This window comes from Nocardioides sp. LML1-1-1.1 (assembly GCF_040676175.1).
GTDB lineage: Bacteria > Actinomycetota > Actinomycetes > Propionibacteriales > Nocardioidaceae > Nocardioides.
Genome location: NZ_JBEGHK010000001.1, coordinates 95,893 through 121,230, shown reverse-complemented (window position 1 = coordinate 121,230; position 25,338 = coordinate 95,893). Strand labels below are relative to the sequence as shown.

General features: G+C 73.5%; 22 protein-coding genes. 19 read left to right on the top strand and 3 right to left on the bottom strand.

The annotated features are described in order from the left end of the window. Positions 1-3: 3 nt before the first annotated feature. The 3 genes from MRBLML1_RS00535 (at position 4) to MRBLML1_RS00525 (ending at position 5,835) form a co-directional block, all read left to right on the top strand. Positions 4-3,873, top strand: coding sequence for a Pls/PosA family non-ribosomal peptide synthetase (locus MRBLML1_RS00535; protein WP_364509900.1), 3,870 nt, complete (start codon positions 4-6; stop codon positions 3,871-3,873). A 4-nt stretch (positions 3,874-3,877) separates the two neighbouring features. Then, positions 3,878-5,182: a M1 family metallopeptidase gene (locus MRBLML1_RS00530; RefSeq protein ID WP_364509899.1), complete on the top strand. Its 1,305-nt coding sequence runs from the start codon at positions 3,878-3,880 to the stop codon at positions 5,180-5,182. A 98-nt stretch (positions 5,183-5,280) separates the two neighbouring features. Next, positions 5,281-5,835 (top strand): Uma2 family endonuclease, encoded by a 555-nt coding sequence (locus MRBLML1_RS00525; protein ID WP_364509897.1) that lies wholly within the window; start codon positions 5,281-5,283, stop codon positions 5,833-5,835. Between the two features lie 7 nt (positions 5,836-5,842). Here the strand turns inward: MRBLML1_RS00525 and MRBLML1_RS00520 are convergent, their stop codons facing one another. Together MRBLML1_RS00520 and MRBLML1_RS00515 are read right to left on the bottom strand one after the other, a co-directional pair. Continuing rightward, positions 5,843-7,036, bottom strand: coding sequence for an FAD-dependent oxidoreductase (locus tag MRBLML1_RS00520; protein WP_364509896.1), 1,194 nt, complete (start codon positions 7,034-7,036; stop codon positions 5,843-5,845). Positions 7,037-7,053: 17 nt separating this feature from the next. Continuing rightward, entirely contained in the window at positions 7,054-8,343 is a 1,290-nt protein-coding gene (locus MRBLML1_RS00515; RefSeq protein WP_364509894.1) for a citrate synthase, read from the bottom strand. 267 nt (positions 8,344-8,610) lie between these two features. Between MRBLML1_RS00515 and rplM the strand changes: the two genes are divergently transcribed. The 3 genes from rplM to glmM all read left to right on the top strand — a co-directional run bounded on the left by rplM (position 8,611) and on the right by glmM (position 11,017). Continuing rightward, entirely contained in the window at positions 8,611-9,054 is a 444-nt protein-coding gene (gene rplM / locus MRBLML1_RS00510) for a 50S ribosomal protein L13 (RefSeq protein ID WP_364509893.1), read from the top strand. A gap of 21 nt (positions 9,055-9,075) precedes the next feature. After that, complete coding sequence (gene rpsI, locus MRBLML1_RS00505) at positions 9,076-9,576, top strand: 30S ribosomal protein S9 (protein ID WP_364509892.1); 501 nt, start codon at positions 9,076-9,078, stop codon at positions 9,574-9,576. 91 nt (positions 9,577-9,667) lie between these two features. Beyond that, positions 9,668-11,017, top strand: a complete 1,350-nt coding sequence (gene glmM, locus MRBLML1_RS00500) for a phosphoglucosamine mutase (RefSeq protein WP_364509890.1) — start codon at positions 9,668-9,670, stop codon at positions 11,015-11,017. On the opposite strand, the gene coaA is transcribed toward glmM, so the two are convergent. After that, positions 11,018-11,998: a type I pantothenate kinase gene (coaA, locus tag MRBLML1_RS00495; RefSeq protein WP_364509888.1), complete on the bottom strand. Its 981-nt coding sequence runs from the start codon at positions 11,996-11,998 to the stop codon at positions 11,018-11,020. A gap of 136 nt (positions 11,999-12,134) precedes the next feature. Between coaA and glmS the strand changes: the two genes are divergently transcribed. The 13 genes from glmS (at position 12,135) to tsaD (ending at position 25,333) form a co-directional block, all read left to right on the top strand. Beyond that, positions 12,135-13,979, top strand: a complete 1,845-nt coding sequence (glmS, locus tag MRBLML1_RS00490) for a glutamine--fructose-6-phosphate transaminase (isomerizing) (RefSeq protein WP_364509887.1) — start codon at positions 12,135-12,137, stop codon at positions 13,977-13,979. A 10-nt stretch (positions 13,980-13,989) separates the two neighbouring features. Next, entirely contained in the window at positions 13,990-14,343 is a 354-nt protein-coding gene (locus MRBLML1_RS00485) for a holo-ACP synthase (RefSeq protein WP_364509885.1), read from the top strand. Continuing rightward, entirely contained in the window at positions 14,340-15,719 is a 1,380-nt protein-coding gene (locus MRBLML1_RS00480) for an NAD(P)H-hydrate dehydratase (RefSeq protein WP_364509884.1), read from the top strand. Before MRBLML1_RS00485 ends, MRBLML1_RS00480 begins: the two co-directional genes overlap by 4 nt. Positions 15,720-15,735: 16 nt before the next feature. Further along, a complete protein-coding gene (alr, locus tag MRBLML1_RS00475; RefSeq protein WP_364509883.1) occupies positions 15,736-16,893 on the top strand; it encodes an alanine racemase in 1,158 nt (385 codons plus the stop codon). Further along, positions 16,890-17,987, top strand: a complete 1,098-nt coding sequence (locus MRBLML1_RS00470) for an alpha/beta fold hydrolase (RefSeq protein ID WP_364509881.1) — start codon at positions 16,890-16,892, stop codon at positions 17,985-17,987. The genes alr and MRBLML1_RS00470 overlap by 4 nt, the downstream gene beginning before the upstream one ends. Then, positions 17,984-18,907 (top strand): tRNA (adenosine(37)-N6)-threonylcarbamoyltransferase complex ATPase subunit type 1 TsaE, encoded by a 924-nt coding sequence (gene tsaE, locus MRBLML1_RS00465; RefSeq protein ID WP_364509879.1) that lies wholly within the window; start codon positions 17,984-17,986, stop codon positions 18,905-18,907. The genes MRBLML1_RS00470 and tsaE overlap by 4 nt, the downstream gene beginning before the upstream one ends. A gap of 193 nt (positions 18,908-19,100) precedes the next feature. Further along, positions 19,101-20,195 (top strand): glycoside hydrolase family 16 protein, encoded by a 1,095-nt coding sequence (locus MRBLML1_RS00460; RefSeq protein ID WP_364509877.1) that lies wholly within the window; start codon positions 19,101-19,103, stop codon positions 20,193-20,195. Between the two features lie 47 nt (positions 20,196-20,242). Then, positions 20,243-21,106: a glycoside hydrolase family 16 protein gene (locus tag MRBLML1_RS00455; protein WP_364509876.1), complete on the top strand. Its 864-nt coding sequence runs from the start codon at positions 20,243-20,245 to the stop codon at positions 21,104-21,106. A gap of 157 nt (positions 21,107-21,263) precedes the next feature. Next, complete coding sequence (locus MRBLML1_RS00450; RefSeq protein ID WP_364509874.1) at positions 21,264-22,136, top strand: glycoside hydrolase family 16 protein; 873 nt, start codon at positions 21,264-21,266, stop codon at positions 22,134-22,136. Positions 22,137-22,279: 143 nt separating this feature from the next. Then, a complete protein-coding gene (locus MRBLML1_RS00445) occupies positions 22,280-23,140 on the top strand; it encodes a glycoside hydrolase family 16 protein (RefSeq protein ID WP_364509872.1) in 861 nt (286 codons plus the stop codon). 23 nt (positions 23,141-23,163) lie between these two features. Continuing rightward, positions 23,164-23,823 carry a tRNA (adenosine(37)-N6)-threonylcarbamoyltransferase complex dimerization subunit type 1 TsaB gene (tsaB, locus tag MRBLML1_RS00440; protein WP_364509870.1) on the top strand — a complete coding sequence of 220 codons (660 nt, stop codon included), beginning with the start codon at positions 23,164-23,166 and terminating at the stop codon, positions 23,821-23,823. Continuing rightward, positions 23,820-24,275, top strand: coding sequence for a ribosomal protein S18-alanine N-acetyltransferase (gene rimI / locus MRBLML1_RS00435; RefSeq protein ID WP_364509868.1), 456 nt, complete (start codon positions 23,820-23,822; stop codon positions 24,273-24,275). Before tsaB ends, rimI begins: the two co-directional genes overlap by 4 nt. Further along, positions 24,272-25,333 (top strand): tRNA (adenosine(37)-N6)-threonylcarbamoyltransferase complex transferase subunit TsaD, encoded by a 1,062-nt coding sequence (gene tsaD / locus MRBLML1_RS00430; protein WP_364509866.1) that lies wholly within the window; start codon positions 24,272-24,274, stop codon positions 25,331-25,333. Before rimI ends, tsaD begins: the two co-directional genes overlap by 4 nt. Positions 25,334-25,338 lie beyond the last annotated feature (5 nt).

The window sequence follows — 25,338 nt, the reverse complement described above, 5'->3', positions numbered from 1 at the left end:
GAGGTGAATCCAGCGTCGTCGCCCCTGCTCCGCGGTGACGAGGCACCCCCGCCGCGGACCCTCGTCGACGTGCTCCGTCGTACGGCCGCCGAGCACCCGGACGCGATGGCGCTCGACAGCGGCAACGACACGGTGACCTACGCCGAGTTCGCGGAGGCCGCCGAGAGCGTGGCCGCCGACCTGGCGGACCTCGGCATCGGCCCGGGCGACAAGGTCGGCGTGCGCCTGCCGTCGGGCACCACCGACCTCTACGTCGCCGTCATGGGCATCCTCTTCGCCGGCGCCGCCTACGTCCCGGTCGACGCCGACGACCCGGAGGAGCGTGCCCGGCTGGTCTTCGGCGAGGCCGCCGTGGCGGCGGTCGTCGGCACCGGGCTGGTGATCGAGTCCCGGCGCGAGGCGCCACCGCGGCAGCGCCAGGACCCGGGCGTCGACGACGACGCGTGGGTCATCTTCACCTCCGGCTCCACCGGCACGCCCAAGGGCGTCGCGGTCACCCACCGCAACGCCGCGGCCTTCGTGGACGCCGAGGCCACGATGTTCCTGCAGGACGCCCCGGTCGGACCGGCGGACCGGGTGATGGCCGGGCTGAGCGTCGCCTTCGACGCGAGCTGCGAGGAGATGTGGCTCGCCTGGCGCTACGGCGCCTGCCTGGTCCCCGCGCCCCGCGCGCTCGTGCGCAGCGGCGTCGACGTGGGGCCCTGGCTCACCGCCAACGACATCACGGTGGTCTCCACGGTGCCCACCCTGGTCAGCCTGTGGCCCGACGACGCGCTGGAGCGGGTCCGGCTGCTCATCCTCGGCGGCGAGGCGCTCCCGCCGGAGGTGGCCGCACGGCTGGTCCGGGAGGGGCGCGAGGTGTGGAACACCTACGGCCCGACCGAGGCGACGGTCGTGGCCTGCGGCGCCCTCGTCGGCGCCGACGGCCCGGTCCGGATCGGTCTGCCGCTCGCCGGCTGGGACCTGGTCGTGGTCGATCCCGCGACCGGCGAGCCGGTCGCGGAGGGCGAGCGGGGCGAGCTGATCATCGGCGGCGTCGGGCTGGCGCGCTACCTGGACCCGGCCAAGGACGCCGAGAAGTACGCCCCGATGCCCACCCTCGGCTGGGACCGGGCCTACCGCAGCGGCGACATCGTGGTCAACGACCCGGCGGGCCTGCTGTTCGCCGGCCGTGCCGACGACCAGGTCAAGCTCGGCGGCCGGCGGATCGAGCTCGGCGAGATCGACTCGGCGCTGCTCGCCCTGCCGGGGGTGAGCGCCGCGGCGGCGGCCGTGCGTCGTACCGACACCGGCAACCAGCTGCTCGTCGGCTACCTCGCCACCACCGCGGCGTACGACGGCGCGGCCGCCACCGCGCACCTGCGGGCGACCATGCCCGCCGCGCTCGTGCCCCGGCTCGCGGTCGTCGACGACATCCCCACCCGCACCTCCGGCAAGGTCGACCGCGACGCGCTGCCCTGGCCGTTGCCGACCGCGGACCCCGCGGACGCCGGGCTGCACGGCACCGCGGCGGTGATCGCCGAGGTGTGGCAGAAGGTGGTCGGCGCCGCACCGGACGGCCCGGACGCGGACTTCTTCGACCTCGGCGGCGGCAGCCTCACCGCTGCGCAGGTGGTCACCCTGCTCCGCGCCGACCACGCCGAGCTCACGGTCGCCGACCTCTACGAGCACCCGACCGTCGGCGCCCTCGCCGGCTTCCTCGACTCCCTGGAGCCGACGGCGCTGGCCGAGCAGAGCCGCCGGGTGCTGCCCATCCCGCGCAAGACCCAGGTCGGGCAGGTGGTCGCGGTCCCGCTGTTGCGGGCGCTCGCCGCGCCGCGCTGGCTGGCCGGCACGCTGGCCTTCTCCCGGGTGGTCCACGACCTGCTCGACGTGGCCTGGCTGCCCGCCGTCTCGTGGTGGGTGCTGGCGCCGCTCCTGCTGCTCTTCTCCAGCCCGCCGGGCCGGATGCTGCTCGCCGCCAAGCTGGTGCAGGCGGTCCGGGCCGGTGTGCGGCCGGGGGAGTACCCCCGCGGCGGCAAGGTCCACCTGCGGATCTGGATGGCCGAGCGGATCGCGGACGAGCTCGGCGCGACGCGGCTGTCCGGGGCGCCGTACATGACCTGGTACGCGCGGCTGCTCGGCGCCAAGGTCGCCAAGGGTGCGGACCTGCACTCGCTGCCGCCGGTCACCGGGCTGCTCACCGTCGGCAAGGGCGCCTCGGTGGAGCCTGAGGTCGACCTCACCGGCTACTGGATCGACGGCGACACCCTGCACGTCGGCGGGATCCGGGTCGGGCGCCGCGCCCGGGTCGGCACCCGCTCGATGCTCGGCCCCGGCACGGTGGTCGGCGACGACGCCGAGGTCGCGCCGGGCTCGGCGGTCTTCGGCGAGGTGCCGGCGGGGGAGTTCTGGTCCGGTGCACCTGCGACCCGGGCCAGCGCCGCCGCCCGGGGCCCGTGGGCCGAGCGTCCGGCGGCGACGCCCCGCACGCTGCGCTCCTGGGCCGTCCGGTACGCCGCCGTCGCGGCCGGGCTCTCCCTGCTCCCGGCCCTGGCCATCGCCCTCGCGCTGGTGCCCGCCCTGCTGCTCGCCGACCTCGGCGCCACCGACGGCCCGGGCGCCGCGGTCCGCGCGCTGCTGCCGTGGGTCGTGCCGGGCGTGCTGGTCGGTGCCGTGGCCCTCGCCGGCCTGGTCCTGCTCGCCGTCCGGCTGCTCGCGCGCGGGATCGTGGCGGGCGCGCACCCGCTGCAGAGCCGGCCGGCGCTGTGCGTGTGGGCGACGATCCGGGTGCTCGACGAGGCCCGGACCTGGCTGTTCCCGCTCTACTCCTCGCAGCTCACGCCCACGTGGCTGCGCCTGCTCGGCGCTCGGATCGGGGAGGACGTCGAGGCGTCCACGGTGCTGATGATCCCCTCGCTCACCACGGTCAGCGACCAGGCCTTCCTCGCCGACGACACCCTCATCGGCGGCTACGAGCTCGGTGGCGGCTGGCTGCGCGCGGAGCGGGTGAAGGTCGGCAAGCGGGCCTTCGTCGGCAACTCCGCGATGGCCGCGCCCGGCCGCAAGGTGCCCAAGCGCTCGCTGGTCGCCGTGCTCTCGGCGGCCCCCGCGCGCGGCACGGTCAAGGCCGGAGAGTCCTGGCTGGGCAGCCCGCCCGCGCCGTTGCGCCGGTCCGAGCAGGGCTCCGCGGACGAGCGCACCTACGCGCCCCCCACCCGGCTCAAGGTGGCGCGGGCGTGCTGGGAGGTGGCCCGGCTGGTGCCGCTGACCCTGGCCGTGTGCCTGCACCTCGGCGTCGTCGCCGGGACGCTCGCGATCGGGAGCGAGCACGGCGCCTGGGCCGGTGCTCTCGCCGTACCGGTGCTGCTGTGGGTGGCCGGGCTGGTCGCCGCCGTCGTCGCGGTCGCCGCGAAGTGGCTGCTCGTGGGCCGGGTGCGCGCCGGCTCGCACCCGCTGTGGAGCTCGTTCGTGTGGCGCAACGAGCTCGCCGACACCTTCATCGAGGTGGTCGCCACCCCGTGGTTCGCCGGCCTGGCGACCGGCTCCCCGCTGATCACCACCTGGTTCAAGGCGATGGGCGCCACGGTCGGCCGCGGCGTGTGGTGCGAGTCCTACTGGCTGCCCGAGGCCGACCTCGTCGAGCTCGGCGACGGCGCCACCGTCAACCAGGGCAGCGTCGTGCAGACCCACCTCTTCCACGACCGGCTGCTCGCCACCGACGCCGTGCGGCTGCGCCGCGGCGCGACCTTGGGGCCGAACTCCGTGGTGCTGCCTGCGGCCACGCTGGGCAAGCACGCTACCGTCGGGCCGGTGTCCCTGGTGATGAGAGGCGAGACCGTTCCGGACAAGACCCGGTGGATCGGCAACCCGATCGGCCCGTGGGCGGAGTGACGCCGTGATCCGTCACCTCCCCACCGCCGACCCGTACCTCTCCGGCCACGGCGACCCGTCGTACGCCGTGCGGCACTACGACCTCGACCTGGCCTACACGCTCGAGGGCAACCGCCTGCGCGGCACGGCCACGCTGAGCGTCGAGGTGCTGGAGGAGACCGGCCGCCTGGTGCTCGACCTCGCGCACCTGCAGGCCGACAAGGTCCGGGTGACCGGCGCCGGCCTCAAGAAGTGGTCCCAGCGCCACCACCGGCTGGTGCTGCAGCTCGACGGCGAGGTCGCGTCCGGCGCCGAGCTCACCCTCACCATCGCCTACGGCGGGCAGCCGCAGCCGGTCATCGACAAGCACCACGGCGACGCGGGCTGGGAGGAGCTGACCGACGGCGTCATCGTCGCCGCCCAGCCGCACGGCGCCCCCACCTGGTTCCCCTGCAACGACCGGCCCGACGACAAGGCGACGTACCGGATCGCGGTGGCGGCGCCCGCGGGCTACGTCGTGGTCTCCAACGGCGAGCTGGTCGCGCACCAGCGCCGCGCCAGCGTCGAGAGCTGGGACTACCGGATGGACCGGCCGATGGCGACCTACCTCGCCACCGTGCAGATCGGCCGCTACACCACCACCAAGCACGGTCCGAGCGTCACCACGGTCGCGCCGGCCGACGCCGACCTCGACGGCTCCTTCGACCAGCAGGCCGCGATGATGGCCTACTTCGAGGACGTCTTCGGGACCTACCCGTTCGAGGCGTACGCCGCCGTCATCACCGACGACGAGCTGGAGATCCCGCTCGAGAGCCAGAGCCTGTCGACCTTCGGCCGTAACTTCTGCAGCCCCGACTGGTCCCAGGTGCGCCTGGTCGCGCACGAGATGGCGCACCAGTGGTTCGGCAACGCGGTGACGCTCAGGCGCTGGCAGGACATCTGGCTGCACGAGGGCTTCGCCTGCTACGCCGAGTGGCTGTGGTCGGAGGAGTCCGGCGGCCCACGCTCGTGCGACGGCTGGGCGCGCCACCACCACGAGCGGCTGGAGGAGTCCGACCAGGACCTCCTCCTGGCCGACCCGGGGCCGGAGCTGATGTTCGACGACCGGCTCTACAAGCGCGGGGCGCTGACGCTGCACGCTCTCCGGGTCGCCGTCGGCGACGACGCCTTCTTCGACCTCCTGCGCGGCTGGGTGGCCGAGCACGCGGGCGGCTCGGTGACGACCGAGGACTTCCTGGCCTTCGCGACCGAGCGCACCGGCGCGGACGTCGCCGGACTGCTGCGGCCCTGGCTGCACGAGACGGACCTGCCACCTTTTCCACAGGCCTGAGCGACTCGCTTGGCGTTCTCGCCCCGGTTGCGGACACTGATCGCGTCGGCGACGATTCTCGGGAGACGCCGATGCCGAACTCTCGGAGAGGAGCAGCGATGACCGTGGCGGCCGAGTCGATCCGCCGGAGTGATGAGCTGCAGCGCTTCCCCATGTCGTGGGAGGAGTACATCGAGGCGGACGTGGTCCCGAGTGAGTACTACGGAGGAGCACTCGTCGTGGCCGCACAACCCTCGCAACGGCATCAGGACATCCAGATCCGGCTGTACCTCGCCCTGCGTCAAGGCCTCCTGCCGGGCACCAAGGTCACCCAGGGCTGGGGCTGGATCCCCACCGGGGTGCGGGAGGAGCTCGGACCGGACCTGATGGTCCACGACGAGACCGACGAGCAGCGGGCGCTGTCCGGCGTCCCGCACCTCGTCGTGGAGATCGTCTCGTCGAACCGGGCCAACGACTACGTGGCCAAGGTCCAGCGCTACGCCCGGTGGGGAGCTCCCTGCTACTGGGTCGTCGACCCGCGGGACCACGAGGTGGTCACGATGGACCTGGCCGACGGGATCTACGTCCAGACCGGCCGCTTCAAGCGCGGTGAGGCGACGCTGCGCTACGGCGACGTCGAGGTCCCGGTCGACATCGACGCCCTCCTCGCCTGAGCGCCGCTCACGGCAGCCGCCAGGTCCGCCTCAGCGAGCGCCGGTCGCCTGTCAGCGTGCCGGCCATCACCCGCGGCATCCCCGGCACCCAACCGACCACCGGCAGCAGCGCGTCGCGGGGCGGGCCCAGCGGGGTCAGGTCGCTCTGGAACAGCGGCATCATCGCGCGGGTCCACCAGCGGTACCACCGCACGTGCGCGCGGCGCTGGTCGTCGTACCACTCCAGGCGCTCGGCCAGGCTGCCGCCGCGCTCCAGCGCGACCGCCAGGGTCCAGGCGTCGGCGAGCGCCAGCGAGCTGCCGGCACCGAGCTGCGGGCTCATCGCGTGCGCGGCGTCGCCGACCAGCACGCCGGCACCCCCACCGCCCACCCGGTACGACGAGCGCACGCTCACCGCCCGGTAGGTCGCCGGCAGCAGTTCCTCCACCGCGTCCACCAGGGGCGCGTAGGGCCCGGCCATCGCCCGCGCGTCCGCCCGCCAGCGCTCCACGCCGGCGGCCAGTGCGGCGGCGTGGCGGTCGGTGCGCAGGGACCAGAAGATCGAGGCCCGGTCGGCGCCCGTGGGCAGCACGCCGAGGGTGCGGCGGGTGCCGTCGAAGCGCTGGTGCAGGGTGTCCGAGGTGAGCCCGTCGGGGTCGGGCACGATCGCCCAGAGCGCGCCGTAGCGGTAGGCCCGGTCGCGGTGGCCCAGGCCGAGGGCGGCGCGGACCTCGGAGCGGGTGCCGTCGGCGCCGACCACGAGGTCGAAGCGGCCCAGGTCGCGGGCGTCGGGGCCGCCGGGATCGGCCACCGTGACGGCGATCCCGCCGGTGCGCGGCTCCACCGCGGTGACCCGTGCCCCGAGCTCGAGCGGGATCCCGCGGGCGCGAACCGCGCCGAAGAGCAGCGCGAAGAGGTCGCCGCGGTGCACGCCCAGGGCGGGCGTCGAGGCCGGCCGGGCGTCGTAGCCCAGGTCGAGGAGGCGGCGTCCGCCGCGGCCCTCCATCCGCACCCGGGAGACCACCCGGGACGCGGCGCGCATCGGCTCCAGCAGGTCGAGCCGGTCCAGCACCTGCTGGCCCAGGGCCTGCAGCCAGATCCCGGCGCCGACCGGGCGCGGGTCGTCGGCCTGCTCCAGCACGACGACGTCGTGGCCACGGTCGAAAAGCAGCGCGGCCGTGGCCGCCCCGGCAGTGCCGAGGCCGACCACGGCCACCCGCATGGTTCAGCGCACCGGGCTCAGGCCCAGCGCTCCTCCGCGGGAACGAAGTCGAGCGTGCGCGGACCCGTGTAGATCTGCTTCGGGCGCGCGATCTTCTGCTCCTTGTCCTGCACCAGCTCCAGCCACTGCGCGAGCCAGCCGGGCGCCCGGCCGATCGCGAAGAGGACGGTGAACATCTCCGGCGGGAACTCCAGCGCCTCGTAGATCAGGCCGGAGTAGAAGTCGACGTTGGGGTAGAGCTTGCGCTTGACGAAGTACTCGTCCTCGAGCGCGATCCGCTCCAGCTCCTTGGCGACCGCGAGGAGCGGGTTGACCCCGGTGACCTCGAAGACGTCGTCGCAGGCCTTCTTGATGATCTTCGCGCGCGGGTCGAAGTTCTTGTAGACCCGGTGGCCGAAGCCCATCAGGCGCTCTTCGCCGTTCTTGACGCCCTCGATGAACGACGGGATGTTGTCGACGGTCCCGATCCGGCGCAGCATCTTGAGCACCGCCTCGTTGGCGCCGCCGTGCAGCGGGCCGAAGAGGGCGCCGATGCCGGCCGCGACCGCGGAGTACGGGTCGACCTGGGAGGAGCCGACCGAGCGCACCGCGTTGGTCGAGCAGTTCTGCTCGTGGTCGGCGTGGAGGATGAACAGGGTGTCCAGCGCCTTGACGATGCGCGGGTCACCGGCGTACTTCGTCTCGCTCATCTTGAAGAGCATCGAGAGGAAGTTCTCGGCGTAGGACAGCTCGTTGTCGGGGTAGACGTAGGGCTTGCCCTGCGCGTGCCGGAACGCCCAGGCGCCCAGCGTCGGCATCTTCGCGATCATCCGGACGATCTGGATGTGGCGGTTGTCGGGGTCCGCGATCTTGCTCGACTCGGGGTAGAACGTCGAGAGGGCCCCCACCGACGCCATGAGCATCCCCATCGGGTGCGCGTCGTAGCGGAAGCCCTCCATGAAGCCCTTGACGTTCTCGTGCACGAAGGTGTGGAACGTGATCTCGTGGACCCACGCGTCGTACTGCTCCTTGGAGGGCAGGTCGCCGTGGATCAGGAGATAGGCGACCTCGAGGAAGTTCGACTTCTCCGCCAGCTGCTCGATGGGGTAGCCGCGGTACTCGAGGATGCCCTTGTCACCGTCGATGAAGGTGATGGCGCTGCGGCACGAGGCCGTGTTGACGAAGCCAGGGTCGTAGGTCGCCAGGCCGGGCTCGTCGTCGTTGAGCTTGATCTGCCCGAGGTCCGCGGCCTTGATGGTGCCGTCGACGATCGGGATCTCGTACTCCGCGCCGGTGCGGTTGTCGCGTACGGTCAGAGATTCAGTCACCCTTGCAACCTAGTCGCCCGGGTCACATGGCCGGTAGGCGGTGTCCCGAAGCGTGGTTCCGCCGCCCTTCCCGGAGGGGTACGACGGCCCCGGGCCGAGGGCGCTGATTTGGCCCCGCGGTCCCGCTCGCCGTACGCTGCTCGCTGCGTCTCCTGCCGCTCTCCTCGCGAGGGCAGTCGCCCGCCAGAAGGTGGGTGCAGTGTTCGTCAGAAGATGCCTCCGGCCAGAGCACTGGGCGGAGTCCGACACGAACGAATGGATCCTTCCATGCGTACCTATGCTCCGAAGCCGGGCGACATCGAGCGCCAGTGGCTCGTGATCGACGCGACCGACGTCGTCCTCGGCCGGCTCGCGGTGACCGCTGCCAACCTGCTGCGCGGCAAGCACAAGCCGATCTTCGCGCCGAACGCCGACACCGGTGACTACGTCATCGTCATCAACGCCGAGAAGGTCGCCCTGTCCGGCAACAAGCGTGCCGACAAGATGGTCTACCGCCACTCCGGCTTCCCGGGTGGTCTGACCGCGACCCCGATCGGCGAGGTCCTCGACAAGGACGCCCGCAAGGCCGTCGAGAAGGCCGTGTGGGGCATGCTGCCGAAGAACCGCCTCGGCCGGCAGATCATCAAGAAGCTGAAGGTCTACAACGGCCCGGCTCACCCGCACCAGGCCCAGCAGGCCGTCCCGTTCGAGATCAAGCAGATCTCCCAGTAATCGACTTCGAGGATCCCCAAGATGACTGAGAACACCACCGAGGTCGAGGAGACCTTCGAGTCCGACGAGCAGGGTGTCGCCTACACCAGCGAGACCTCCCCGTCCGCCGCGGTCGACGCCCGTCCGGCGACCATCGCCCCGGGGGCCGCCACCGGCCGCCGCAAGGAGGCCGTCGCCCGCGTCCGCATCGTGCCCGGCAACGGCACCTGGACGATTAACGGCCGCACGATCGAGGACTACTTCCCGAACAAGCTGCACCAGCAGGTCGTCAACGAGCCCTTCGCGGCGCTCGGCCTGGAGGGCCGCTTCGACGTGATCGCCCGCATCCACGGCGGCGGCATCACCGGCCAGGCCGGCGCGCTGCGGCTCGGCGTGGCCCGCTCGCTCAACGCGATCGACCTCGACGCCAACCGCCCGACGCTGAAGAAGGCGGGCCTGCTGACCCGCGACGCGCGTGCGACCGAGCGCAAGAAGGCCGGTCTCAAGAAGGCCCGCAAGGCGCCGCAGTACAGCAAGCGCTGATCTCGCCCCAGGCGAGTCGTCGACGGGGCCACGCACCGCTGCCGCGGTCCGTGGCCCCGTCGCCCGTTTTCCAGCACACGAGGGAGTGAACGTGCCCCGCATCTTCGGCACCGACGGCGTCCGCGGTCTCGCGAACGCCGAGCTGACCGCCCAGCTGGCCCTGGACCTCGGCGTCGCCGCCGCGCGTGTCCTGCGCCGCGAGATCGAGGACCACCGGCCGCTGGCCGTCGTCGGTCGCGACACCCGCGTCTCGGGGCACTTCCTCGAGGGCGCCGTGGTGGCCGGCCTCGCCTCGGCCGGCGTCGACGTGCTGCTGCTGGGCGTCGTGCCGACGCCGGGCGTCGCCTACCTCACCGACGCCCTCGACGCCGACCTCGGCGTCGTCCTCAGCGCCTCGCACAACCCGATGCCCGACAACGGCATCAAGTTCCTCGCCCGCGGCGGGGTCAAGCTCGACGACCACCACGAGAGCCTCATCGAGGCCGCGCTCGGGCAGGAGTGGGAGCGCCCCACCGGCGCCGCGGTGGGCCGGGTGACGGCCTATGCCGGCACCGACGAGGAGTACGCCGAGCACCTGCTGCGCACCCTCGACGACCCCGACGGCAAGCCGCTGTCGGGCCTGCGGATCGTGCTCGACTGCGCCCACGGCGCGGCCAGCACCGTCGGCCCGAAGGTCCTCGAGGCCGCCGGTGCCACGGTCATCACGATCGGCGCGGAGCCGGACGGGCTCAACATCAACGACGGGGTGGGCTCCACGCACCTCGGCCCGCTGGCCGAGGCGGTGCTCGCGCACGGTGCCGACGCCGGCTTCGCGGTCGACGGGGACGCCGACCGGTGCCTCGCGGTCGACCACACCGGCACGCCCGTCGACGGCGACCAGATCATGGCGATCCTGGCCCTGGCCCTGCACGAGGCCGGCGAGCTGAAGGACGACACCCTGGTCGCGACCGTGATGAGCAACCTCGGCCTCATCCAGGCCCTCGACGCCGCCGGGATCACCGTGCGCCGGGCCGCGGTCGGCGACCGCTACGTGCTGGAGCAGATGAACACCCACGGCTTCGTGCTCGGCGGGGAGCAGTCCGGGCACGTCATCCTCAGCCGCCACGCCACCACCGGCGACGGCCTGCTCACCGCGCTGCACGTGCTGCGCCGGATGGTGCGCACCCAGAAGTCGCTGCGCGAGCTGGCCGGCGTGATGACCCGCCTGCCACAGGTGCTCGTCAACGTCCCCGGCGTCGACCGCACCCGCACCGACGACGTCGCGCTGGTCGCGGCCGTCGCCGAGGCCGAGGCGGAGCTGGCCGGCACCGGACGGGTGCTGCTGCGGCCCTCCGGCACCGAGCCCCTGGTCCGGGTGATGGTGGAGGCGCCGACCGCCGAGCAGGCGGAGGCCGTCGCCCAGCGGCTCGCGGACGTCGTCCGGGAGCGGCTGGCGGTCTAGCTAGATCTTGCGCAGCCGGACCCACTCGACCGAGTGGTCGGCGGACTTGCGCAGCACCAGGGTCGCCCGGGACCGGGTCGGCAGGACGTTCTCCTGCAGGTTGGGCCCGTTGATGGAGTCCCAGATCCGGCGCGCCTCGTCGACCGCGGAGTCGTGGCTGAGCGCGGCGTACTTGGCGAAGTAGGAGTTGGGGTCGCGGAAGGCGGTCTCGCGCAGGCGGAGGAACCGGTCGACGTACCACTCCCGGATGTGGTTGGTGTTGGCGTCGACGTAGATGGAGAAGTCGAAGAAGTCCGACAGGCCCAGCCCGGTGCGGCCGTCGCCGCGGGCGCGAGCCGGCTGGAGGACGTTGAGGCCCTCCACGATGACGATGTCGGGGTGCTTGATGACGACCTTGTCCTCGGGCACCACGTCGTAGACCAGGTGGGAGTAGACCGGCGCCTCCACCTCGTCCTTGCCGGACTTGATGTCGACGACGAAGCGTTGCAGGGCCCGGCGGTCGTAGGACTCGGGGAAGCCCTTGCGCTGGAGCAGGCCGCGCTTCTCCAGCTCGGCGTTGGGGTAGAGGAAGCCGTCGGTGGTGACCAGCGAGACGTTCGGGTGCTCGGGCCAGCGGGCCAGCATCTGCTGGAGCACGCGGGCGGCCGTCGACTTGCCGACCGCGACCGAGCCGGCGAGGCCGATGACGAAGGGCGTGCGCGGGGGAGTCAGCCCGTGCAGGAACTCCTGCTGCGCCCGGTGCAGCTGGGTGGCCGCGCTCACCCGCAGGCTGAGCAGCCGGGAGAGCGGCAGGTAGACGTCGCGGATCTCGGCGAGGTCGAGCTGGTCGCCGATGCCGCGCAGGCGCAGCACCTCGTCGTTGGTCAACGGGCTCTCGGTCTCCGAGGCGAGCATCGCCCAGGTCGCCCGGTCGAGCTCGACGTACGGCGAGGACTCCCGCGGCGTCTCGTCGCCGTGGGTCCCCTCGGGCGCGGTGACCATGGCCGGGATTCTTCCAGCCGGCACCCGGCGCCGGTGCGGCGCGTCCCGATCGCGGGATGCCGGGGCGAAGGTGCGACCCACGACGCACCCGCGGCGGCGCGGGCTCGGGCACCCTCAGCGTCTAGAGTGGGCACTCATGTGCGGGATCGTCGGATATGTCGGGCCCAGGTCGGCCACGGACACGGTCATCGACGGCCTGCGGCGCCTGGAGTACCGCGGTTACGACTCGGCCGGCGTGGCCGTCGTCGACGGCGGTGCGATCGCGGTGCAGAAGCGGGCCGGCAAGCTGGCCAACCTGGAGAAGGTGCTCGACGAGACGCCGCTCCCGGTCGTCGGGATCGGCATCGGCCACACCCGGTGGGCGACCCACGGCCCGCCGAACGACGTCAACGCCCACCCCCACGCCGGCGGCGCCCGGCGGGTGGCGCTGGTGCACAACGGGATCATCGAGAACTTCGCGGACCTCCGGCAGCGCCTGGAGGCCGACGACCACGTCCTGCTCTCCGACACCGACACCGAGATCGTGGCCCACCTGGTGGAGCTGCAGGTGCAGTCCGGGGTCGACCTGACCGTCGCCATGCAGCGGGTCTGCCAGCAGCTCGAGGGCGCCTTCACCCTGGTCGCCATCGACGCCGCGGACCCGGAGACGGTGGTCGCGGCCCGCCGCAACTCCCCGCTCGTGGTGGGCCTGGGCGAGGGCGAGAACTTCCTCGGCTCCGACGTGGCGGCGTTCATCGAGTTCACCCGCGAGGCGCTGGAGCTGGGTCAGGACCAGATCGTGGTGATGACCCGCGACGAGGTCCGGGTGACCGACTTCCACGGCCGGCCCGTGGAGACGAAGCAGTTCCACGTCGACTGGGACCTCTCCGCCGCGGAGAAGGACGGCCACGACTGGTTCATGCGCAAGGAGATCTTCGAGCAGCCCCGGGCCGTCGCGGACTCCCTCCTCGGCCGTCGTACGGCGAGCGGGCAGCTGCAGCTCGACGAGATGCGCCTGGCCGACGAGGAGCTGCGCGACGTCGACAAGATCATCATCATCGCGTGCGGCACGTCCTTCTATGCCGGCATGGTGGCCAAGTACGCCATCGAGCACTGGACGCGCACCCCGGTCGAGGTCGAGCTGGCCTCGGAGTTCCGCTACCGCGACCCGATCATCGACTCCACGACCCTGATCGTGGCGATCAGCCAGTCCGGCGAGACCGCGGACACCCTGCAGGCGATCCGCCACGCCCGCGCCCAGCGGGCCAAGGTGCTCGCGATCTGCAACACCAACGGCTCCTCGATCCCGCGCGAGTCCGACGCGGTGATCTACACCCACGCCGGCCCGGAGATCGGCGTCGCGTCGACGAAGGGCTTCCTGACCCAGCTGGTCGCCTGCTACCTGCTCGCGCTCTACATCGCGCAGGTCAAGGGCACCCGCTTCGGCGACGAGATCGACGAGATCATGGAGCAGCTCGAGGCGATGCCCGAGCACATCGAGTCCGTGCTCGCCGGTGCCGACGAGGTCTACGCCCTGGCCCGCTCGCACGCCGGCACCCGCTCGGTGCTCTTCCTCGGCCGCCACGCGGGCTACCCGGTCGCCCTGGAGGGCGCGCTGAAGCTCAAGGAGCTCGCCTACCTGCACGCCGAGGGCTTCGCCGCCGGCGAGCTCAAGCACGGCCCGATCGCGCTGATCGAGGAGGGCCTGCCGGTGCTCTGCGTGGTGCCGCCCAAGGGCCGCGACCAGCTGCACGGCAAGATGCTCAGCGGCATCCAGGAGGTCCGCGCCCGTGGCGCCCGGACGATCTGCCTGGCCGAGGCCGGCGACACCTCCATCGAGCCGTACGCCGACGAGCTGATCCGGCTGCCCAAGGTGCCCGTGCTGCTCCAGCCCCTGGTCGCGATCCTGCCGCTGCAGCTGTTCGCCTGCGAGCTCGCCACCGCGCTGGGGCACGACGTCGACCAGCCGCGCAACCTCGCCAAGTCCGTCACGGTCGAGTAGGCAGGTCGGCATGGCGGTGGTCGGCGTCGGGATCGACGTGTGCGAGATCGCCCGGTTCGAGCAGTCGTGCCGTCGTACGCCCGCGTTGGTGGAGAAGCTGTTCGTCGAGGCCGAGCGGTCCCGGCCGATCAGCTCGCTCGCCGCGCGCTTCGCGGCCAAGGAGGCTCTCGCCAAGGCGCTCGGCGCACCGCGCGGGATGTCCTGGCACGACGCGGAGGTGGTCTCCGAGGACACCGGCCGGCCGCGCTTCGTGATCCGCGGGACGGTGCTGGCCGAGGCCGAGCGGCTCGGGGCGACCTCGGTCCACCTCTCGCTCACCCACGACGGCGGCATCGCCTCGGCGATGGTGGTGCTCGAGTCGTGATCCGCGCGCACACCGTCGAGGAGGTCCGTGCCGCGGAGGCGGCGCTGATGGCCACGCTGCCCGACGGCGCGCTGATGCAGCGTGCGGCGCACGGGCTCGCGAACGCCGTGCTCGGCCTGCTGGGCGGCGGCTACGGCCGGCGGGTCCTCCTGCTGGTCGGATCCGGGGACAACGGCGGCGACGCCCTCTACGCCGGCGCGGTGCTCGCCCGGCGCGGTGCGCTCGTCGAGGCGTGGCTGCTCTCCGAGGCGGCCCACCAGCCCGGGCTGGCCGCGCTGCGCGCCGCCGGGGGCCGGGTGCGTGCGCCCCGGGCGGTGGCCTTCGACGTCGTGCTCGACGGGATCGTCGGCATCGGCGGCCGGCCCGGGCTGCGGCCCGACGCGGAGGCCGCCCTCGCGCTGGTCGCCGGGACGCCGGTCGTCGCGGTGGACACCCCCTCGGGCGTCGACGTCGACACCGGCGCCACCCCCGGCCCGCACGTGCGGGCCGAGCTGACCGTCACCTTCGGCACCCACAAGGCCTGCCACCTGGTCGATCCCGCGGCCCTAGCTTGTGGCGCGGTCGAGCTCGTCGACATCGGCCTGGAGCTCCCGGCGGCCGGGATCGAGGCGCTCCAGGCCGCCGACGTGGCGGCGCTGCTGCCGCGCCCGGCACCGGACGCGCACAAGTACACCCGCGGCGTCGTCGGTGTCCGGGCCGGCTCCGCGGCCTACCCCGGCGCCGGCCTGCTCAGCGTCGCCGGTGCCTCCAGCGGCCTGGCCGGCATGGTCCGCTACGACGGCGACGACGCCGTGTGCGAGCTCATCCGCGCGCAGCACCCCGAGGTGGTCGGGCCGGGCCGGGTCCAGGCCTGGGTGGTGGGCTCGGGCAGCGACACCGCAGCGGAGCCGGCGCTGCGCTCGGCGGTCGACGACGGCGTACCGGTGGTGGTGGACGCGGACGCGCTCGCCTTCGCCGACCTCGCGCACGGCCGGCCGGCGGTGCTCACCCCGCACGCCGGTGAGCTGTCCCGGATGCTCGGCGTCGACCGCGAGGCCATCGAAGCGGAGCCGCTGGCCCACGCCCGCGTGGCCGCCGAGCGCTACGCGACCGTCGTCCTGCTCAAGGGCCGGCACACGGTCGTCGCGCGGCCCGACGGAACGGTCCGGGTCAGCACCACGGGCACGCCCTGGTTGGCCACGGCCGGTGCCGGCGACGTGCTCGGTGGTCTCGTCGGGGCGCTGCTCGCGACCGGCCTCGACCCGTTCGACGCCGCCTCGGTGGGCTCGTGGCTGCACGGTGCCGCCGCGACCCTGGCCGCACAGCGCGGCCCGATCGTCGCGACCGACGTCGCGGCCGCCCTGCCGGACCTCCTGGCCACCCTGACCACCACGTAGTGGGACGATGAGACGCATGTCCCACCCGCTCGGCCCTGCCGAGGTCGTCGTCGACCTCGCCGCGATCCGGTCGAACGCCCGTCTGCTGCGTGAGACCGCGGGCGTCCCGCTGATCGCGGTGGTCAAGGCCGACGGCTACGGGCACGGCATGGTGGAGAGCGCCCAGGCGGCGCAGCAGGGCGGCGCGGAGTGGCTCGCGACCGCGACCATCGAGGAGGCGCTCGCGCTGCGTGCCGCCGGGGTCGAGGGCCCGCTGCTGTGCTGGATCACCGCCCCCGGGGCGCCGTACGCCGCCGCGGCCGAGGCCGGCATCGACGTCAGCGCCTACTCCGTCGCCGAGCTCGACGAGATCGCCGGCGCCCTGCGGGGCCGTGCCGAGCCCGCTCGCATCCAGCTCAAGGTCGACACGGGTCTCTCCCGCGGTGGCGCACCGCGGGCGACCTGGCCCCAGGTCTTCGCCCGGGCCCGGGCCGGCGAGGAGCAGGGGACATGGCGGATCACCGGGCTGTGGTCGCACTTCGCCTGCGCCGACGAGCCCGCGCACCCGGCCAACGACGCGCAGGAGGCGGCCTTCCGGGACGCGATCGCGCTCGCCGAGCAGGCCGGCCTGCGTCCCGGGCTGCGCCACCTCGCCAACTCGGCCGCCGCGATCCTGCGGCCGTCGTCCCGCTTCGACGCGGTGCGTTGCGGGATCGCGGTCTACGGCCTCGACCCCGCGCCGGGTGAGGCCACCGACATCGGCCTGGTCCCCGCGATGACCGTGCGCGCCCCGCTGGTCCTGGTCAAGGACCTCGCCCCCGGCGACGGCGTCTCCTACGGCCACCGCTGGACGGCCGCGACGCCCACCACGGTCGGTGTCGTCCCGGTCGGCTACGGCGAGGGCATCCCGCGCCACGCCTTCCGGGCCGACGCGCCCGAGGCCGCCGCCCGGGTCGGCATCGCGGGTGTGCTCCGCCCGATCCGCGGCACCGTGTGCATGGACCAGGTCGTGGTGGACCTCGGCGCGGACCACCCGCCGGTCGGCAGCGAGGTCGTGGTGCTCGGCCCGCCCGCGCCCGGCGTACCGACGGCGCAGGACTGGGCCGAGGCGTGCGGCACCATCAACTACGAGATCGTGACGAGGATCGGGGGCCGGATGACCCGGAGGTACGTCGACAGCGAGTCCGCCCGATGAGCCGCCGTCGCCGCGTCGCGGGCTCGCTGGCAGGCGCCCTCGGGCTGGCCGCCGGCACCGCCGCCGTCGGGATCCTGCGCCAGCAGCGCCAGATCAGCCGCCGGGCGGGGGAGTCGATCGCGTTCGGGACGCTGCGCGCGGAGCCGCTGAGCGTCGTCGCCGACGACGGCGTGCGGCTCCACGTGGAGGTCGACGACCTGGAGACCCCGGCCCAGGCCGGCGCCGTCGACCGGCTGCTGCGCCGCGCCCACCAGGGCAACCCGCGGGTGACCGTGGTCTTCGTGCACGGCTACTGCCTCAACCTGGACTGCTGGCACTTCCAGCGCGCGGCCTACCGCGGCCTGGTCCGCACGGTCTACTACGACCAGCGCTCGCACGGTCGTTCGGGCAATTCCGATCGCGCGCACTCGACGATCGAGCAGCTCGGCCACGACCTGCGCGCGGTGCTCGACGCGGCCGCGCCCGAGGGGCCGGTCGTGCTGGTCGGGCACTCGATGGGCGGGATGTCGATCATGGCGTTCGCCGAGCTGTTCCCGGAGCTGGTCGGCACCCGCGTCGTCGGGATCGCGCTGGTCTCCACGACCGCCGGCGGGCTCGATCCGGGCCGGATGCTGCTGCCCATGCTGCCGGCCCGGCTCACCGGGCCGCTGGCGAGCCGCGCGATGCGCACCCTGCACCTCGGCCACCGCGCGATCGACGGCCTGCGCCGCGCCGGCTCCGTCGTGGCGACCGTCGCGACCGACCGGTTCGCCTTCGGCGAGGAGGTGCCGCAGGGCTACGTCGAGTTCGTCGACGAGATGCTCGCCGCCACCCCGTTCGAGGTGGTCGCCGACTTCTTCCCGAACTTCGCGAGCCTCGACAAGTTCCACACCGTGGGCGCCCTGGGCGCCGTACCGGTCTCGGTCATCTGCGGCACCGCCGACCGGCTCACGTCCATCGGGCACTCCCGCAAGCTCCAGTCCCGGATCCCCGGCGCCCGGCTGCTGGAGTGCGAGGGCGCCGGGCACATGGTGATCATGGAGCGTCACGAGCTCGTCAACGCCGAGCTCGACCAGCTGATCACCGCGGCCACCGCGAGGACGACCACGTCGTGAGCATCGCGATCCACCCCGTCGGCCCCGAGCGCGCCGCCGACGTCCTCGCCGTCGTCCGCGCCGCCTTCGCGGCCCGGCCCGTCCTCGACCCGCCCGCCGACGCGCTCGGCGAGTCGGCGGAGTCGATCGCCACCCTGCTCACCCCCGGCGGCGGCCTGCTCGCCCTCGACGACGGCAGGCCCGTGGGCGCCGTCGTGCTCGACCCGGTCGACGACGCGGTCTACCTGCGCCGCTTCGGCGTCGACCCGGACGCCCAGGGCCGGGGCCTGGCCCGCGAGCTGGTGCGGGCCGCGCTCGCCGAGGCCGCCGGCCGCCCCGGCGTACGACGCGCGGTGATCCTGGCCCGCCAGGAGCTGCCGCGCACGATCCGGTTCTGGCGCGAGATGGGCTTCGTGGAGACCGCCCGGCACGACCCGTACGTCGAGATGGCCCGCCCCGTCCCGCTCACCGCGCAGGTGCCCTCGGCCGAGGACATGCGGGCGCTGGGGGAGCGGCTGGCGTCGTACCTGCGGGCGGGGGACGTGCTCGTGCTCACCGGTGAGCTCGGGGCCGGCAAGACGACCTTCACCCAGGGCCTCGGGGAGGGCCTGGGCGTGCGGGGCGGGATCACCTCGCCGACCTTCGTGATCGCGCGGGTGCACCCGTCGCTGGGCGACGGGCCGGCCCTGGTGCACGTGGACGCCTACCGGCTCGGTGGGCAGGCCGAGCTCGACGACCTCGACCTCGACGCCGACCTGGACCAGGCGGTGACCGTGGTCGAGTGGGGCAGCGGGGTGGCCGAGAGCCTGGCCGACGCCCGGCTGGAGGTGCGCATCGTGCGCGCCACCGCGGCCACCGACGTCGACCCGGACGCCGACCCGCGGCTGGTCGAGATCGACCCCGTCGGGCTGCGCTGGCTCGGCGTCGACCTCCACGCCTGATCCGGGACCCCCGTCCCGCGGACCCCCGTCCCGCGGACCCCGGTCCCCCGGTTCGTGGTCCTCCGGTGCGCCAGGTCCGCCCGCGCGCAGGTGCCGGCACCCCGGCCCGAATTCCTAGCCTCGAGGGGCAAGGAAATCGGACCTGGAGGGGGTCTTTCGGATGCGTTCGCTCAGGTGTCTTCTCGCGGTCGTCGTGGCAGCAGGACTGCTGCTCGTCGGCGTACCCGCTGCGGAGGCGAAGCGGGCCTCCGCCCCCGTGCTCGACCGGCCCACGCCGGTCTCGCGGCTCGTCGTGCTCACCGGCCGGGCCAAGCCCCGCTCGGTCGTCTCCGTGCAGGTGCGCACCAGCCGCTGGGTGACCGTGCGCAAGGTCCGCGCCGCCAAGTCCGGCCGCTACCGCTCGGTCGTCTCGGCCGCCAGTGCGCCCCGTAGGTTCCGGGTCGTCGCCGCCGGACGCGCGAGCGGCGCCCGGGTGGTCCAGCCGCTCGTCCAGGCCCCGGTGGCCGCCAAGCCCAAGCCGCCCGCGGCGGACGCCTGCGGTGCGCGGCCCGCCAAGCGGACCGGCGGGTGGTACTCCTGCACCTTCATCGACAACTTCAACGGCACCAGCCTGGACCGCACCCGCTGGAGCGGGCACCAGTTCTACGGCGCCGGCAACCGCTGCGTGCTCGACAACAACGACACCATCGCGGTGTCCGGCGGCACCCTGCGGCTCAGCGCGGTCAAGGCGACCGGCGCCAACGCCTGCCCGGTCCGCCCGGACGGCACCCAGGGCATCTACTCCTCGGGCTGGGTCTCGACCTACGGCGCGTGGAGCCAGCAGTACGGGCGCTACGAGGCCCGGATGAAGGTCCAGGCCACCAGCCTGCCCGGCCTGCACGAGGGCTTCTGGATGTGGCCCGACGCCCGCTACGGCTCGGACACCGACTGGCCCATCACCGGGGAGATCGACATCGCCGAGACCTACTCGGAGAAGCCGCACCTCGCCGTGCCGTTCCTGCACTACAGCGACGACGTCAAGGGTCCGGTCGACGGCCTCAACACCGCCTGGAACTGCCGGACCACCCGCGGCGAGTGGCACAACTACGCGCTGGAGTGGACCGCGGACCGGCTGGAGATCTTCGTCGACGGCAAGACCTGCCTGGTCAACACGGCCGGGGCGCCGACCTTCCGCAAGCGCTTCATCATCGCCTTCACCCAGCTGCTCGGCTCCAACGCCAACGACTACGACGGCCGCGTCCCGCTCCCCGCGACCATGCAGGTGGACTGGGTCAAGGCCTGGCAGTGACCCCGAAATGCCCCGCCGGGGCGCCGGGATGACTACCTTGGCGGATCATGCGCCCCTCCCGCACGGTCGTCGTCCTCGGCGCCAGCCTGCTGGTCCTGGTCTCGGTGGTCGCGCTGGCGTTCTGGTGGGCGCAGAGCGAGCCGGAGCGGGACCGCTGCGGTGAGCGGCTGACGAAGCCCGGCGGCGGGTGGTGGGCCTGCACGTTGGCCGAGGACTTCGACGGCGACGCGCTCGACGACGGCACCTGGACCGCTGCCGAGCAGGTCGGCAGCGAGGACCTCTGCCTCATCGACAGCCCGCGCACGGTCGCGGTGTCCGGCGGCCGGCTGCGCCTCTCGCTGATCGCCACCGATGCCGCGACCCCCTGCCCGCTGCGCGCCGACGGCACCCGGGCGGTGTACGCCGGCGGCCAGGTCAGCACCTACGGCCGCTGGAGCCAGCAGTACGGCCGGTTCGAGGCCCGGGTCCGGGTCGCCGACGTGGACGGCCCCGGGCTGCACGAGGCGTTCTGGCTGTGGCCCGACGTCCGGCACGGCGCCGACCGGCCCTGGCCGCAGACCGGCGAGATCGACGTCGCCGAGACCTACTCGGTCCGTCCCGACCGGGCGATCCCGTTCCTGCACTCGAGCGCCGACGCGGGCGGCCCGGTCGAGGGGCTCAACACCTCCACCGGCTGCGTCGCCGAGCGCGGCGCGTGGCACACCTACACCCTGGAGTGGTCCGCGGAGCGACTGCGGATCGCGATCGACGGCAAGCGCTGCCTCGACAGCACGGACCTGGCGGCGACCTTCCGCAAGCCGTTCATCGTGGCTCTCACCCAGTTCATGGGCACCGGCGACAACCTGCGCGACCCGGCCCGGGTCCCGCTGCCGGCCACCATGGAGGTGGACTGGGTGCGCGCCTGGCGCTGACGACGGTTGCCGTGACCACCATGGTCTGATCGGGCCATCTCCGGTCGTCCTCCTGGTCATGTTCACCTCGAGGCCCTGTCCCGAGGAGCCCTCGGAGGGCTACCTTGCGAGCACAGGGAGCCACCTCTCGGGATCTCGCATCACCACAGGGGGAGTCATGCGTCCGATCCGTCACGCCGTCGTCCTCGCGGCCGGCCTGCTCGCCGCCGCGCTCGTCGTACCGCTGTCGCCGGGGACACCGTCCGCCTCGGCCGCGCCACCGGGCTACGGCCCGGACTGTGGCGGCCGGGTCGCCAAGCCGGGTGGGGGCAGCTGGACCTGCACGCTGGCCGACTACTTCTCCGGCACCAGCCTCGACAACAAGTACTGGGTCGGCATGGACCTCTACGGCGCCGGAGACCAGTGCGTGCGCAACACGTCGCGCACGGTTGCGGTCTCCGGCGGCGCATTGCGGCTGACAGCACGGGCGACCGATGCGAGCCTGACCTGCCCGACTCGCGAGGACGGCACCCGGGGGAGCTACGCCGGCGCCTGGGTCAGCTCCTACTACCGGTTCAGCCAGCAGTACGGCCGGTTCGAGGCCCGCATGCGGGTCACCGACGCCGACGGCCCAGGCCTGCACGAGGCGTTCTGGATGTGGCCCGACACCCGCTACAGCTCGGACGCCGACTGGCCCTACTCCGGTGAGATCGACGTCGCCGAGACCTACTCCTCCGCGCCCGAGCTCGCCATCCCGTTCCTGCACTACAGCGACGACGAGAAGGGCCCGGTCGACGGGCTCAACACCGCCTGGGACTGCTCCGCCCCGCGCGGGCTGTGGCACACCTACACGCTGGAGTGGACCTCCTCGAGGCTCACCATCCTCGTCGACGGCAAGACCTGCCTGGTCAACACGGCCGGGGCGAGCAGCTTCCAGAAGCGCTTCATCATCGCCTTCTCGCAGGTCCTCGGCGGCGGTCCCAACCAGTACGACGGCTCGGTCCCGCTGCCCGCGACGACCGAGGTCGACTACGTGAAGGTGTGGCGCTGACGGCCGCGTTCCTGTGGCGAGCCTGGGGCAAACCTGTGAACTGATACCTGTTCCACTCGACGCCGCGGATCGCTAGGTTAAGGGACCTCGGGGGGACTCCCCTCTCCGACCTTTCGCACGGACATGGGGGTCCAATGCGTTCTGTGAAGTCTGCCCTGGTGACGGTCTGCCTGCTCACCGCCGCGCTCGTGGCACCGCTCGGCCCGGCGGCACCGGACGCGCCCGCGGCGGCCGCCACCACCGACGCCTGCGGCGCCCGGGTCTACCGGGCCGCCGGTGGCTACTGGTCCTGCACCTTCGTCGACAACTTCTCCGGCTCCACCCTCGACCGCACGAAGTGGATCGGCCTCGACCAGTACGGCGGCGGCGACCTGTGCGTGCTGAACAACCCGCGCACCGTCCAGGTCGCCTACGGCAGCCTGCGGCTCTCGGTCGTCCGGGCCCAGGGCACCAGCACCCCGTGCCCGCTGCGCGCCGACGGCACCCGCGGCAAGTACGCCGGCGCCACGGTCACCAGCTACGGCCGGTGGAGCCAGCAGTACGGCCGGATGGAGGCGCGGATCCGCGTGCGCGGCACCTCGCTGCCCGGCCTGCACGAGGCGTTCTGGCTGTGGCCGGACGTGCGCTACGGCGCCGACAGCCCGTGGCCGGCCTCCGGCGAGATGGACGTCATGGAGACCTACTCGGTGATGCCGAACCTCTCCGTCCCGTTCCTGCACTACTCCGCCGACAGCCTGGGCCCGGTCGACGGCTTCAACACCTCCTGGAGCTGCCGGGCCCCACGCGGGCTCTGGCACACCTACACCCTGGAGTGGACCGCCTCGCGGATCGCGATCGTCGTCGACGGGCGGACCTGCCTGGTGAGCACCGACGCCGCGCCGAGCTTCCGCAAGCGGATGATCGTCAGCTTCACCCAGTACCTCGGGGTCGGCAGCAACGCCTACGACGGCCGGGTCTCCCTGCCCTCGACCACCGAGGTCGACTACGTGAAGGCGTGGCAGTGAGGCCCGGCGAGTAACCTCGCACCGTGCTGCTCGCCCTCGACACCGCGTCCCCGACGGTGACCGTCGCCCTGCACGACGGCACCGAGGTGCTCGCCTCCGCGACCGCCGCCGTCGCGATGCGGCACGGCGAGCAGCTCGCCCCGCTGGTCGAGCGGGTGCTGGCCGAGGCCGGCGCCCGGCCGGCCGACCTGACGGCGCTCGCGGTCGGCGTCGGGCCGGGCCCGTTCACCGGGCTGCGGGTCGGGCTGGTCACCGCGCGTACCATGGGGCACGTCCTCGACGTGCCGGTGCACGGGGTCTGCTCGCTCGACGCGCTGGCGATCGAAGCGGTCGAGACCGGGGTGGTCGACGGGGACTTCGTGGTCGCCACGGACGCGCGGCGCAAGGAGGTCTACCTGGCGTCGTACGACGGGCGGGGGGTGCGCACCTCCGAGCCGGTCGTCGACCGGCCCGCCGCGCTGGCGACCGGACGCCCGGTGGTGGGGGAGGGCGCGACGCTCTACCCCGACGCCTTCCCCGACGGGCGCAGCCCGCTGCGCCCGGACGCCGCCTGGCTGGCGCGCGCCGTGGCCGGGCAGCGGGTGCCGCTGGTGGCGCCCGAGCCGCTCTACCTGCGCCGCCCCGACGCGGAGATCCCGCACGCGCCCAAGGCCGTGCTGCCCGACGTCACCCCGACCCCGTGACCCTGGTCCGCGCCGCGGCCCCGGTCGACGTGGCGGACGTGGCCGCGCTGGAGGCTCTCGCCTTCCCGCTCGACCCGTGGTCGCCGACCCTGCTGGAGCAGGCCGTCGACGGCACCGTCCCGACCGTGCGGATCCTGGTGGCCGAGCGGGACACCGGCTTCGCGGGCTACGCCGTCGTCAGCGTCGTCGACGTGGACGCCGAGCTGCAGCGGATCGCGGTCCCCGAGGACCTGCGTCGCACCGGCGTCGCCGGAGCCCTGCTCGACGCGGTGCACGTGCACGCCGCGAGCCTCGGCGCGCGACGACTGCTGCTGGAGGTGCGCGAGGACAACCTGTCGGCGCGGATGTTCTACACCCGGCACGGGTTCGACGAGCTGGGCCGCCGCGCGCGCTACTACCGCGACGGTGCCACCGCGCTCGTCCTCAGCACACCCGTCAGAATGGACCCATGACTCGCGACGAACCGCTCGTCCTCGGCATCGAGACCTCCTGCGACGAGACCGGTGTGGGCATCGTGCGCGGCCACACCCTGCTCGCCGACGCCGTCGCCAGCAGCGTCGAGCAGCACGCCCGCTTCGGCGGCGTCGTACCGGAGGTGGCGAGCCGGGCGCACCTGGAGGCGATGGTGCCCACCATCCAGCGCGCCTGCGACACCGCCGGCATCGTGCTGTCCGACGTGGACGCGATCGCGGTCACCCACGGGCCCGGCCTCGCCGGCGCGCTGCTCGTCGGCGTCGCCTCCGCCAAGGCGCTGGCGCTGTCGCTGGGCAAGCCGATCTACGGCGTCAACCACCTCGCCGCGCACGTGGCCGTCGACCAGCTCGAGCACGGCCCGCTGCCGGAGCCGAGCCTGGCGCTGCTGGTCTCCGGCGGGCACTCCAGCCTGCTGCGGGTCACCGACATCACCGGCACCGACGCGGGGGTCGACCCGATGGGCGCCACCATCGACGACGCCGCGGGCGAGGCCTTCGACAAGGTCGCCCGGCTGCTCGGCCTGCCCTTCCCCGGCGGCCCGCACATCGACCGGGTCGCCCGCGAGGGAGACTCCGTCGCGATCGACTTCCCGCGCGGGCTGACCAGCCGGCGCGACCTCGAACGGCACCGCTTCGACTTCTCGTTCTCCGGGCTCAAGACCGCCGTGGCGCGCTGGGTCGAGGCCCGCGAGCGCTCCGGGGAGCCGGTGCCGGTCGCCGATGTCGCCGCGTCGTTCCAAGAGGCCGTGTGCGACGTCCTGGTCCGCAAGGCGCTCGACGCCGCCGCGGCCGAGGGCATCGAGGACCTCATGATCGGTGGTGGGGTCGCCGCCAACTCCCGGCTGCGGGCGATGGCCGAGGAGCGCGCCGGCAAGCTCGGCATCCGGGTCCGGGTGCCGCGGCCGGGTCTGTGCACCGACAACGGCGCCATGGTCGCCGCCCTCGGCTCGACCATGGTCGCCCGCGGCCGTACGCCGTCCTCGCTCGACCTGCCGGCCGACTCGAGCCTGCCGGTGACCGACGTGCTGGCCGGCTGAGGCGA